The organism is Anoxybacillus gonensis (assembly GCF_001187595.1).
In the GTDB taxonomy this organism is placed as follows: domain Bacteria; phylum Bacillota; class Bacilli; order Bacillales; family Anoxybacillaceae; genus Anoxybacillus; species Anoxybacillus gonensis.
This window is the reverse complement of the sequence record NZ_CP012152.1, coordinates 2,474,491-2,486,400: the sequence shown is the minus strand read 5'-3', so window position 1 is coordinate 2,486,400 and position 11,910 is coordinate 2,474,491. Positions and strand designations below refer to the sequence as shown.

Sequence of the window (11,910 nt, the reverse complement as noted above, 5' to 3'; positions counted from 1 at the left end):
CAGGGGGATATTTTATAAAAAGAAGCTGATGATGCCGCGTCGTTTTTGTTTTGTTGGTTGTTCGATGATCGGTTCGGCTTGTTTTTGCCGTTCAAGCTCAGCAATGCGCTGTTCGAGCTGTTGGATATGTTGGAGCATTTCTTCCATTTCCCGTCGATGTTGCAGCAACTGAAAAGAAACGACGTCATCTGCTTTTTGTTCTATTTTTCGTTCAAGTTCATCGAGACGTTGTTCTATGTGTTCTTTTTCTTCTTCATCCACGCCAAGAAATTTATATTTTTCTAACTGTTCGATCGCTTCGTTCGTAAATACGTAATGTCCTGCTTCATTTTTTGTGCACGGAATGTTATATTTTTTCACCCATCGTTGTACAGTTTTCGTCGATACGCCAAGCCGCTTTGCCACTGCGCTTGTTTTTAACTCCATCGTTCCACGCTCCTTCCGGTCATGTATGAACAAACAGTTAGACACTTTTTATGAAATTCCTTGTTTGTTGACAAAACTAGTGTTCATTCGGCAAAGAAAGTGAATTTTCGTCAACCATAAACGTTTGAAATTTGTTACAATACAAAATAGATGATCGGAAAAAATGGAGATGATGGAAATGGAATGGGGAATCGCATGGTTGAAAGCATTCGGAACGTTTTGGCTACAACCGTTATTATATTATGCGGTCATATTGGCATTGTTTATCGGCTGGCGTCGCGTACAACGAGAACGGCGAGATTTTCATACGCGCGTGTACCGATCATCGCGTGAGTGGCGTGCACTTATTCGCTCGCGCAGCTGGTTTGCGCTCATTTTTTCGCTTGTGACGGTTGGGATTGGGGTCGTTCTTCCGAATGATACGCTCGTTTTTTGGACAATCGTCACGATCGTATGCAGTTTGTTTATGCAGCTTCGGTTATTATCGGCTGCGTATGTCGGGAGTATCGTCATATTTACCGTTAGTTTTTTTGCGCAAACAGAGTGGACGCAGCCGTTTTTTACGCGTTTTTTCCCACATATGACAGAAACGAATGTGACAGCTGTCGCGTTTCTCATCGGGTTGTTTTTGTTTATCGAAATGTGGCTCGTTGATCGGGAAGGAGCAGAGCTAAGTTCTCCTCGTCTTGTGACGAGTAAGCGAGGGCTTGTGATCGGGGAGCAGTTCGTTCAGCGGCTCTGGCTTGTTCCGTTGTTCATCCCTGTGCCGGGGGATGGCGTGCAATCGTTTGCGGCGTGGTGGCCAATCATTTCTGATGGCGATACGTATTCGTTCGTGCTCGTTCCGTTTTTGCTTGGTTTTTCACAACGCGTGCAAACGGGGCTACCTGTGCATTTAGCGAAATGGACGGCCAAGCGCATCGGTTTGTTAGCGTGTGTCGTCAGCTTACTGGCGATTGCTAGCTATTGGATAAAGCCGCTCGCGATCGTCGCTGCTGTAGTGGCTATTTTATGGAGAGAATGGATTGCCTTATCAGCGAAGTTATATGAACAAAAATGTCCGCCATATTTTACGAAGCGGGCAACGGGGCTTGTCATTTTAGGGGTGTTGCCGAACACGCCAGCGGATAAAATGGCGCTTTCCGTTGGAGAAGTCATCGTGAAGGTGAATGGTGCACCAGTGGCGACGGAAGATGAATTTTACGCGGCGTTGCAACAAAATCGAGCGTTTTGTAAGCTAGAAGTACTAAACGAGAACGGGGAAGTTCGTTTTGCGCAAACCGCTTTATTTGAAGGGGAGCATCACGAACTCGGACTGTTATTCGTAAGAGATGAGGGGTAAACATGTGGTTTGTGTTAGCATTAATTGTGCCGGCGTTGTTAGTCATTTTTTTTACGCGGGTTACGTATAACCATTATGTCGGGACATTGCTGACTGTCGCTTTGTTAGTGGCGTCATACGTGAAAGGATATACGGATCAGTTGTATGAAATTGTTGCAGATTTGGCATCGCTCATTGTCGGATTTTTATATGCAAAACAAATGGTCGAGAAACAAAAACGTTCGTAAACCTGTCCAAATGGGCAGGTTTTTTCATAGAATATTTGTTCGTATTTTTCGCTTTTCGTTCCGTTTATATGGTACAATACGAAGTAGAAATGAAGTGGAGGGACGAATGTGAGCGCATTTCAATTAGTATCCGCTTATGAGCCGCGCGGCGATCAGCCGAAAGCGATTGCGAAGCTTGTCGAAGGGATTCAGCAAGGGAAAAAGCATCAAACGTTGCTTGGGGCAACAGGAACAGGAAAAACGTTTACGATTTCAAACGTCATTCAACAAGTAAATAAACCGACGTTAGTCATCGCTCATAATAAAACGTTAGCGGGTCAGTTATATAGCGAGTTTAAACAATTTTTCCCGAACAACGCTGTTGAATATTTTGTTAGCTATTACGATTATTATCAGCCGGAAGCGTACGTGCCGCAAACGGATACGTACATTGAAAAAGATGCGAGCATTAACGATGAAATTGATAAATTGCGCCATTCCGCGACGTCTGCGTTATTTGAACGGCGCGACGTCATTATTATCGCAAGCGTTTCATGCATTTACGGCTTAGGTTCACCGGAAGAATATCGCGAACTTGTCGTTTCGCTTCGCGTCGGTATGGAAATCGAGCGCGATCATTTGCTTCGTCGCCTTGTCGACATTCAATACGAACGAAACGATATTGATTTTCGCCGTGGGACGTTTCGGGTGCGCGGAGATGTCGTTGAAATTTTCCCAGCTTCGCGCGATGAGCATTGTATTCGTATTGAATTTTTCGGTGATGAAATTGAGCGTATTCGCGAAGTAGATGCGTTGACGGGACATGTGATGGCGGAACGAGAACATGTGGCGATTTTTCCAGCCTCTCACTTCGTCACGCGCGAAGAAAAAATGAAACTGGCGATTGAAAATATTGAAAAAGAACTTGAAGAGCGGCTTTGTGAGCTGCGCGAGCAAGGAAAATTGCTTGAAGCGCAACGGTTAGAACAGCGGACGCGCTACGATATTGAAATGATGAAAGAAATGGGCTTTTGTTCAGGCATCGAAAACTATTCTCGTCATTTAACGTTGCGACCGCCTGGCTCAACGCCTTATACGTTATTAGACTATTTTCCTGACGATTTTTTAATTGTCATCGATGAATCGCACGTCACATTGCCGCAAATTCGTGGCATGTATAACGGCGACAAAGCGAGAAAAGAAGTGCTTGTGGAACATGGCTTCCGTTTGCCGTCGGCGTTAGATAACCGTCCGCTGACGTTTGAAGAATTCGAACAAAAAGTGAATCAAGTCATTTACGTCTCTGCCACACCGGGTCCGTATGAGCTAGAACATTGCCCAGAAGTTGTCGAGCAAATTATTCGTCCGACCGGATTGTTAGACCCGACCATTGATGTACGTCCAATTGCAGGACAAATTGACGATTTAGTCGATGAGATTCAAAAGCGGATCGCTTGCAATGAACGAACGCTTGTGACGACGTTGACAAAAAAAATGGCAGAAGATTTGACCGATTATTTAAAAGATATCGGCATTCAAGTTGCTTATTTGCATTCGGAAATTAAGACGCTCGAACGTATTGAAATTATTCGTGATTTACGATTAGGTAAATATGATGTGCTCGTCGGCATTAACTTATTGCGAGAAGGGCTAGATATTCCTGAAGTGTCGCTTGTGGCGATTTTGGATGCGGATAAAGAAGGATTTTTACGTTCTGAACGTTCGCTTATTCAAACGATTGGACGGGCGGCGCGCAATGCAAACGGTCACGTCATTATGTATGCAGATACAATCACAAAATCGATGGAAATCGCGATAAACGAAACGAAGCGGCGTCGCGCCATTCAAGAAACGTACAATCGCGAGCACGGCATCGTGCCAAAAACGATTCAAAAAGACATTCCAGATGTCATTCGTGCGACATTTGCTGCAGAAGAAAAAGAAACGTATGAAACAAAAGACGTTCGCCATTTATCGAAAGAAGAGCGTGTTGCGCTCATCGCCAAACTGGAACAAGAAATGAAAGAGGCAGCCAAAGCTCTTCATTTTGAACGTGCTGCTGAGCTGCGCGATCTCATTTTAGAATTGAAAGCTGAGGTGTAACGAATGGATCATATTGTCGTCAAAGGAGCGCGTGCGCACAATTTAAAAAATATTGATGTCGTCATTCCGCGCAACAAACTTGTTGTGTTAACGGGGTTATCTGGCTCTGGAAAATCATCGCTTGCGTTTGACACCATTTATGCGGAAGGGCAACGGCGCTATGTCGAGTCGTTATCAGCATATGCTCGCCAATTTTTAGGGCAAATGGACAAACCGGACGTCGATTCGATTGAAGGGCTGTCGCCTGCCATTTCCATTGACCAAAAAACGACGAGCCGCAATCCACGTTCCACAGTCGGAACGGTGACGGAAATTTACGATTATTTACGTTTATTGTTTGCGCGCATCGGTCGCCCTGTTTGTCCAACGCACGGCATTGAAATTACGTCACAAACGATTGAACAAATGGTTGACCGTCTGATGCAATATCCAGAGCGGACGAAGATGCAAATATTAGCGCCTATCGTTTCTGGACGAAAAGGGACGCATGTGAAAACGTTAGAAGAAATAAAAAAACAAGGATATGTGCGCGTTCGCGTCGACGGAGAGTTGCGTGACGTATCGGAAGACATCGTGCTTGAAAAAAATAAAAAACATTCTATTGAAGTCGTCGTGGATCGCATTGTGATGAAAGAAGGCATTCAGTCGCGTCTTGCTGATTCGCTTGAAACGGCGTTAAAGCTTGCAGAAGGAAAAGTGCTCGTCGATGTGATCGGACAAGAAGAATTGTTATTTAGTGAACATCATGCTTGTCCGCATTGCGGCTTTTCAATCGGCGAACTAGAGCCGCGCCTATTTTCATTTAACAGCCCATACGGCGCATGTCCATCGTGCGACGGATTAGGGGCAAAACTTGAAGTGGACCTCGACTTAGTGATTCCTAACAAAGAGCTGACGCTTCGTGAACATGCGCTCGCGCCATGGGAACCGCAAAGTTCGCAATATTATCCGCAATTGTTAGAAACGGTATGTCGACATTATGGCATCGATATGGACGTGCCTGTAAAACAGTTGCCGAAAGAACAGCTCGATCTTTTATTGTACGGATCGAATGGGGAAAAAATATATTTTCGTTATGAAAACGACTTCGGTCATGTGCGTGAAACGTATGTTGAATTTGAAGGAGTCGTGCGCAACGTTGAACGGCGTTATCGGGAAACGACGTCTGACTACGTACGGGAGCAAATGGAAAAATATATGACTGAACAACCGTGTCCGACGTGTCATGGCAATCGACTAAAAAAAGAAAGTTTAGCTGTTTTCGTTGGTGGTAAACATATTGGCGAAGTGACAGCGATGTCGGTGAATGAAGCGCTAGCGTTTTTTGAAACGCTTCAGTTAACGGAAAAAGAACAAAAAATCGCCCATTTAATTTTACGTGAAATTGTTGAACGGCTTGGCTTTTTAAAAAACGTCGGACTTGATTATTTGACGCTGCATCGGGCTGCAGGAACGCTTTCTGGTGGGGAGGCGCAACGCATTCGACTCGCAACGCAAATTGGCTCGCGCTTAACCGGTGTATTATACGTGTTAGACGAACCGTCTATCGGGCTTCATCAGCGCGATAACGATCGGTTAATTGCGACATTGCAAAGCATGCGTGATTTAGGGAACACGCTCATTGTCGTAGAGCACGATGAAGATACGATGCTTGCGGCGGACTATTTAATTGACATCGGGCCGGGAGCGGGGGCACATGGCGGACAAGTTGTCGCTGCTGGAACACCGGAAGAAGTGATGAGCGATCCGCGTTCGTTAACGGGTCAATATTTATCAGGGAAAAAATTTATTCCGCTTCCGATTGAACGAAGAAAGCCAGACGGCCGTTGGCTTGAAGTGATCGGGGCGCGAGAAAACAACTTAAAAAACGTCGATGTTCGCATTCCGCTCGGACTGTTTGTTGCGGTGACAGGTGTATCCGGTTCAGGAAAAAGCACGCTCATTAATGAAATTTTGCATAAGGCGTTAGCGCAAAAACTACATCATGCGAAAGTAAAGCCGGGGGAACATACAGACATTCGCGGCATCGACTATTTAGATAAAGTGATCGACATTGATCAGTCGCCAATCGGGCGGACACCGCGCTCGAACCCTGCGACATATACAGGCGTTTTTGACGACATTCGCGATTTATTTGCGACGACGAACGAAGCGAAAATGCGTGGGTATCAAAAAGGGCGGTTTAGCTTCAATGTAAAGGGCGGTCGTTGTGAAGCGTGTCGCGGGGATGGAATTATTAAAATTGAAATGCACTTTTTGCCTGACGTGTATGTGCCATGTGAAGTATGTCACGGGAAACGGTACAACCGCGAAACGTTGGAAGTGAAATATAAAGATAAAAACATTGCGGAAGTGCTTGATATGACAGTCGAAGAGGCGTTGACGTTTTTTGAAAATATCCCGAAAATTAAACGAAAGCTACAAACGCTTTACGATGTCGGGCTTGGCTACATGCAACTCGGACAGCCGGCCACGACGCTTTCTGGAGGCGAGGCGCAACGGGTGAAGTTAGCATCGGAGCTACATCGTCGTTCAACAGGAAGAACGTTATACATTTTAGACGAACCGACAACGGGTTTGCATGTTGATGATATTGCCCGTTTATTAAACGTTTTACAGCGGCTCGTTGAACAAGGGGATACGGTGCTTGTCATCGAACATAATTTGGATGTCATTAAAACGGCAGACTATATTATTGACCTTGGACCAGAAGGTGGAGATGGTGGCGGACAAATCGTTGCGGCAGGTACACCAGAACAAGTTGCACAAATAGAGCAATCATATACAGGACGTTATTTACAACCGATTTTACAACGCGACCGCGAACGAATGCGTCAACGTATACCGAGCGTATAATGCGCTCGGTTTTTTTTACGAAACTTTCTTTTTCGTCAATCGTATGTATAAGTAAAGAGGAAGGAGAGGATATGGATGGAAGGAAATAAATTGCTTGCGGCGTTATGTTATTTTAGTGTATTTTTTGCTCCGTTTTTATTTCCAATTATCGTTTATTTTGTCACAAAACATGAACGAGTAAAAGAGCATGCGAAAAAATCGTTATTGTCCCATCTCATCCCTATTGCGATCGTCATGATGGCGTTTGGATTGTTTTTTATATTCACGATCGTTGGGGTAGACGGATGGATTGGCCTTCCATTCATCGGGATCGTTGTTGGCGGCATTGTACATGTGGTTGTCATTGTTTGGAATATTATAAAAGGTATACAAGTGATACAGGAAGCGGGAGGGATATATGAGTGAAAAAACTTGTGCGGCTTCGTCATGATCGTATGGTTGCGGGCATGTTGAGCGGATTAGCAGCTTATATGAATATGGATGCAACTGTCGTTCGTTTATTGTTTGTCGCTTTATTATTGATTACCGGCATCATGCCGTTTGCGATTTTATATGCGCTTGCATTGTTAATTATTCCGAGTGAGGAGAACATTGTATGAGATGGGTGGCACATATCGCAATCAACGCTGTTTTATTGCTGGCGCTAGCCGGATATTTTGACTCCATTTATCTATCAAGCGTTGGGGCAGCGCTCGTTGCAAGTGTTCTTTTGTCTTTTCTCAATACGTTCGTTCGACCGCTACTTGTTTTACTAACGCTTCCTGTCACTGTATTGACATTTGGGCTGTTTTTGTTCGTCATTAATGCAATGACATTAGCGATGACGGCATGGCTGATGGGAAGTTCGTTTCAAATTGGTGGGTTTCGTACGGCATTATTTGCATCGCTTGCTATTTCTCTATTTCACTTAATCATTGAGTCGGTGCGAAAAGAAAAGTAAAACGTTCCGCTTCGTGCGTGAGCGTTTTTATTTTTCCTTGAAAGTGTTACAATGAGAAAAGGAAGAAGGAGGGATTCATATGCCGAAAGTGCGGACAAAAGATTTAATTGATGAGTTTCAATTTGAGCTTGTAAGCGGGGCGGAAGGGATTCATCGTCCGATTACAACGAGTGATTTATCTCGTCCGGGCATTGAAATGGCCGGCTATTTTGCATATTATCCAGCGGAACGTGTACAATTGCTCGGCATGACAGAACTGTCTTTTTTTGAACGATTAACACCTGTAGAAAAGCGATTGCGCATGGAAAAGTTATGTACCGATATTACCCCTGCGATTATCGTCTCACGCGGATTAGAAGTGCCAAAAGAACTGATTGAAGCATCGGAAAAAAAAGAAGTGCCGGTGATGCGTTCGACGATGAAAACGACGCGACTCGCTAGCCGTCTGACAAACTATTTAGAAAGTAAGTTAGCGCCGACGACTGCTGTGCACGGTGTGCTTGTCGATGTGTACGGTGTCGGTGTACTCATTACAGGAAAAAGCGGCGTCGGAAAGAGTGAAACGGCGCTAGAGCTCGTGAAGCGTGGACATCGTCTCGTGGCGGATGATTGCGTCGAAATTCGCCAAGAAGATGAAAATTTGCTCATTGGAAGCGCGCCGGAGCTGATTGAACATTTACTTGAAATTCGCGGACTTGGCATCATTAACGTGATGACGTTATTTGGGGCAGGAGCAGTGCGCCCGCATAAGCGCATTTCGCTTGTCATTGATTTAGAATTATGGGATCCAAACAAACAATACGATCGTCTCGGTCTTGAAGAAGAAAAGGTAAAAATTATTGATACGGAAGTGACGAAATTGACGATCCCTGTTCGTCCGGGGCGAAATTTAGCGGTCATTATTGAAGTGGCAGCGATGAATTTCCGTCTAAAACGTATGGGCGTGAATGCGGCGGAAGAATTTTCTGCACGCTTGGCAGATGCAATTGGCGATGCGGAACATGATTATGAATGAGAGGATGAGAGGGAATGTTCATGCATATTGAACCGCTCGATCGCGTTTTTTTCCAGCTCGGTCCAATTACAATTTATTGGTACGGTGCCATTATTGCGACGGGCGTATTGCTTGGGCTTTGGCTAGCTACGCGAGAAAGCGAACGGCTAGGTATACGAAAAGAAACGTTTGTTGATCTTGTATTAATTGCTGTGCCGATTGCGATTTTATGCGCACGTGTGTATTACGTTATGTTTCAATGGGACTACTATTCCAAACATATAAGTGAAATTCCGCAAATTTGGCACGGTGGCTTGGCCATTCATGGCGGTTTAATTGGTGCGATTGTGACAGGCATCGTTTTTGCGAAAAAGCGAAAATTGTCGTTTTGGAAATTAGCTGATATTGCAGCGCCGAGCATTATTTTAGGGCAGGCGATCGGGCGTTGGGGCAACTTTATGAACCAAGAGGCGCACGGAGGCCCTGTGTCGCGTGCGTTTTTAGAAAGCTTGCATTTGCCGGACTGGATCATTAATCAAATGTACATACAAGGGCAATATTACCATCCGACGTTTTTATATGAATCATTATGGAACATGCTCGGCTTTCTCGTTTTGCTTGCGTTGCGGAGAAGAAATTTAAGGCGGGGAGAGTTATTTTTCACGTATATCATTTGGTATTCAATCGGGCGCTTTTTCATTGAAGGATTGCGCACAGATAGCTTAATGTTGACAGAAACGATTCGTATGGCGCAGTTTATTTCATTGTTGCTTATTGCCTTTGCGGTTGGAATGATCGTTTTGCGCCGCATGCGCGGCTTAGCAAACGAGCGGTATAACGATTAAACGAAGGGAGGGAAGGCGGTCATGTTGCGAAGGGGTTTGTTTGTTGGATTGAAAACGACATGGACGCTCGGAAAAGTCATTTTTCCGATTACCGTCATTGTGACGTTGCTACAATATTCCCCCGTTTTACCTTGGGTGACAAACGGTTTGACGCCGATGATGCGTTGGATCGGTTTGCCGGGGGATGCCGCGCTCGTTTTAGTGCTCGGCAATTTTTTAAATTTATACGCTGGCATCGGTGCGATGTTAACGATGGATTTGACAGTGAAAGAAGTGTTTATTTTAGCTGTTATGTTGTCGTTTTCGCACAATATGCTCGTTGAGTCTGCCGTTGCAGCACAAGTCGGTGTTCGTGTTTGGTGGACGGTTGTGGTTCGGGTCGGGTTAGCGTTTAGTGCGGCTTGGCTCATTCACGTCTTTTGGGATGGCGGGCAACAAATGGCGAAATACGGACTTGTACCGCAGGCTTCAACCACGCCGAATACATGGGGGGAAATCGCTTGGACAGGAATCGAAAAAGCGTTATACGGCATTGGACAGCTTGCGTTGATCATTATTCCGTTGATGATTGCCATTCAAGTGTTAAAAGAATTAAAGTGGCTGGATACGTTTTCGAAATGGTTATCCCCGTTTGCGCGTTTACTCGGCATTCGTGAAAATGCATCGCTGACGATGGCGGCAGGTTTATTGTTTGGGCTCGCTTATGGTGCGGGTGTGATGATTCAAGCGGTGAAAGAAGATGGGGTGTCTAAAAAAGATTTAACGTTAACGTTTTTATTTTTAGTGGCGTGCCATGCGGTTGTAGAAGATACGCTATTGTTTGTGCCGCTTGGTATTCCCGTCTGGCCGCTTCTTATCATTCGGCTTGTCACAGCTATTTTATTGACGGCTACGCTCAGTTTCATTTGGAATCGCATGGAACATCGAAAAAGAAAGGAAGCAACGTATGAATATTAATACGATTTTGTTTGACTTAGATGGAACGCTTATTAATACGAATGACTTAATTATTGAATCATTTTTGCATACGCTCAACCATTACTATCCAAATCAATATACGCGCGAAGATGTGCTTGCTTTTATTGGTCCGCCATTGCGTGATACGTTTGAAGCGATCAATCCAGAGCGCGTTGATGAAATGATTGAAACGTATCGGGCGTTTAACCATGCCCATCATGATGCGTTAGTGAAAGAATATGAAACGGTATATGATACGGTACAAACGCTACATGAACAAGGGTTTAAACTCGGCATTGTGACGACGAAAATTCGTCATACGGTCAATATGGGATTGAAGTTAACAAAGTTAGACTCGTTTTTCCAATGCATCATTACGCTCGATGACGTTGAGCATGCGAAGCCGCATCCGGAACCGATTGAAAAAGCGCTCGCTTGTTTGCAAGCGAAGCCGGAAGAAACGTTAATGGTCGGGGATAATCACCATGACATTTTAGCAGGAAAACATGCGGGGACAAAAACGGCAGGGGTGGCTTGGACGATTAAAGGACGCGAGCATTTAGCTAAATACGAGCCGGATTTTATGCTTGAGAAAATGAGCGATTTGTTAAGTATTTTAGGGGTGACTGGCGTTGAGAAAAACTGAACGCCATGCTGTACAAGGGGCAAACTCTTTATGGCAACTATATCGAACCGTTTCGTTTTGGAAAGTATTGAAAAATGTCATCATCATTTTCATCGGGCGGTATACTCCTTTTTTTCCGCTGAAAAACTGGTTGTATCGCACGTTTTTACGCATGGAAATTGGCGAACATACGGCGCTCGCGTTCATGGTGATGCCAGATATTTTGTTCCCAGAAAAAATTCGCATTGGCAATAACACAATTATTGGTTATAATACGACGATTTTAGCGCATGAATATTTAGTGAACGAGTATCGGCTTGGAGACGTTATCATCGGCGACGATGTCATGATTGGAGCGAATACAACCATTTTGCCGGGTGTGACGATCGGGGATCGTGCCGTTGTTTCCGCAGGTACGCTCGTACATCGCGATGTGCCAGCTGGCGCATTTGTTGGCGGCAATCCGATGCAAATCATTCGTCTTAGCGAACGCTAAGGCGTTTTTTTATTAAATAGAAAGGATTCAAGTTGAAAAACATCGAATGAGTTTGTAGTTGACGAAACGAAAAACGGGGAGTAAACTACAAATAACAAGCTTTACTTTGCTAATATATTA

The 11,910-nt window shown here is 44.6% G+C and carries 13 protein-coding genes; 12 read left to right on the top strand and 1 reads right to left on the bottom strand.

Annotation, left to right across the window (positions count from 1 at the left end; genetic code table 11):
* Positions 1-12: 12 nt before the first annotated feature.
* Positions 13-426: a MerR family transcriptional regulator gene (locus AFK25_RS13060; protein ID WP_009362320.1), complete on the bottom strand. Its 414-nt coding sequence runs from the start codon at positions 424-426 to the stop codon at positions 13-15.
* Positions 427-604: 178 nt separating this feature from the next.
* Between AFK25_RS13060 and AFK25_RS13055 the strand changes: the two genes are divergently transcribed.
* The 12 genes from AFK25_RS13055 (at position 605) to AFK25_RS13000 (ending at position 11,790) form a co-directional block, all read left to right on the top strand.
* Entirely contained in the window at positions 605-1,768 is a 1,164-nt protein-coding gene (locus AFK25_RS13055) for a PDZ domain-containing protein (protein ID WP_420806284.1), read from the top strand.
* Between the two features lie 2 nt (positions 1,769-1,770).
* Positions 1,771-1,995, top strand: a complete 225-nt coding sequence (locus tag AFK25_RS13050) for a CsbA family protein (protein ID WP_009362318.1) — start codon at positions 1,771-1,773, stop codon at positions 1,993-1,995.
* A gap of 108 nt (positions 1,996-2,103) precedes the next feature.
* Positions 2,104-4,077 carry an excinuclease ABC subunit UvrB gene (uvrB, locus tag AFK25_RS13045; RefSeq protein WP_035066200.1) on the top strand — a complete coding sequence of 658 codons (1,974 nt, stop codon included), beginning with the start codon at positions 2,104-2,106 and terminating at the stop codon, positions 4,075-4,077.
* Between the two features lie 3 nt (positions 4,078-4,080).
* On the top strand, positions 4,081-6,933 hold the full coding sequence (uvrA, locus tag AFK25_RS13040) for an excinuclease ABC subunit UvrA (protein ID WP_035066203.1): 2,853 nt from the start codon (positions 4,081-4,083) through the stop codon (positions 6,931-6,933).
* A 75-nt stretch (positions 6,934-7,008) separates the two neighbouring features.
* A complete protein-coding gene (locus AFK25_RS13035) occupies positions 7,009-7,338 on the top strand; it encodes a magnetosome magnetite crystal formation protein family (protein ID WP_035066206.1) in 330 nt (109 codons plus the stop codon).
* Complete coding sequence (locus tag AFK25_RS13030) at positions 7,335-7,532, top strand: PspC domain-containing protein (RefSeq protein ID WP_035066208.1); 198 nt, start codon at positions 7,335-7,337, stop codon at positions 7,530-7,532. Before AFK25_RS13035 ends, AFK25_RS13030 begins: the two co-directional genes overlap by 4 nt.
* Positions 7,529-7,873 (top strand): phage holin family protein, encoded by a 345-nt coding sequence (locus tag AFK25_RS13025; RefSeq protein ID WP_009362313.1) that lies wholly within the window; start codon positions 7,529-7,531, stop codon positions 7,871-7,873. The genes AFK25_RS13030 and AFK25_RS13025 overlap by 4 nt, the downstream gene beginning before the upstream one ends.
* Before the next feature lie 79 nt (positions 7,874-7,952).
* Positions 7,953-8,888, top strand: coding sequence for an HPr(Ser) kinase/phosphatase (gene hprK / locus AFK25_RS13020; protein ID WP_009362312.1), 936 nt, complete (start codon positions 7,953-7,955; stop codon positions 8,886-8,888).
* Between the two features lie 14 nt (positions 8,889-8,902).
* On the top strand, positions 8,903-9,712 hold the full coding sequence (gene lgt / locus AFK25_RS13015; RefSeq protein WP_035066212.1) for a prolipoprotein diacylglyceryl transferase: 810 nt from the start codon (positions 8,903-8,905) through the stop codon (positions 9,710-9,712).
* Between the two features lie 21 nt (positions 9,713-9,733).
* A complete protein-coding gene (locus tag AFK25_RS13010; protein WP_035066215.1) occupies positions 9,734-10,669 on the top strand; it encodes a nucleoside recognition domain-containing protein in 936 nt (311 codons plus the stop codon).
* Positions 10,659-11,315: a pyrophosphatase PpaX gene (ppaX, locus tag AFK25_RS13005; protein WP_035066219.1), complete on the top strand. Its 657-nt coding sequence runs from the start codon at positions 10,659-10,661 to the stop codon at positions 11,313-11,315. The genes AFK25_RS13010 and ppaX overlap by 11 nt, the downstream gene beginning before the upstream one ends.
* Positions 11,302-11,790 carry an acyltransferase gene (locus AFK25_RS13000; protein ID WP_009362308.1) on the top strand — a complete coding sequence of 163 codons (489 nt, stop codon included), beginning with the start codon at positions 11,302-11,304 and terminating at the stop codon, positions 11,788-11,790. The genes ppaX and AFK25_RS13000 overlap by 14 nt, the downstream gene beginning before the upstream one ends.
* Positions 11,791-11,910: the final 120 nt, after the last annotated feature.

Excerpts from the sequence above, each read along its gene's own strand:
- lgt (WP_035066212.1), top strand. The coding sequence starts at position 8,903 with ATGTTCATGCATATTGAACCGCTCGATCGCGTTTTTTTCCAGCTCGGT.
- hprK (WP_009362312.1), top strand. The coding sequence starts at position 7,953 with ATGCCGAAAGTGCGGACAAAAGATTTAATTGATGAGTTTCAATTTGAG.
- AFK25_RS13010 (WP_035066215.1), top strand. The coding sequence starts at position 9,734 with ATGTTGCGAAGGGGTTTGTTTGTTGGATTGAAAACGACATGGACGCTC.
- AFK25_RS13050 (WP_009362318.1), top strand. The coding sequence starts at position 1,771 with ATGTGGTTTGTGTTAGCATTAATTGTGCCGGCGTTGTTAGTCATTTTT.
- AFK25_RS13060 (WP_009362320.1), bottom strand. The coding sequence starts at position 426 with ATGGAGTTAAAAACAAGCGCAGTGGCAAAGCGGCTTGGCGTATCGACG.
- AFK25_RS13035 (WP_035066206.1), top strand. The coding sequence starts at position 7,009 with ATGGAAGGAAATAAATTGCTTGCGGCGTTATGTTATTTTAGTGTATTT.
- ppaX (WP_035066219.1), top strand. The coding sequence starts at position 10,659 with ATGAATATTAATACGATTTTGTTTGACTTAGATGGAACGCTTATTAAT.
- uvrA (WP_035066203.1), top strand. The coding sequence starts at position 4,081 with ATGGATCATATTGTCGTCAAAGGAGCGCGTGCGCACAATTTAAAAAAT.
- AFK25_RS13025 (WP_009362313.1), top strand. The coding sequence starts at position 7,529 with ATGAGATGGGTGGCACATATCGCAATCAACGCTGTTTTATTGCTGGCG.
- AFK25_RS13055 (WP_420806284.1), top strand. The coding sequence starts at position 605 with ATGGAATGGGGAATCGCATGGTTGAAAGCATTCGGAACGTTTTGGCTA.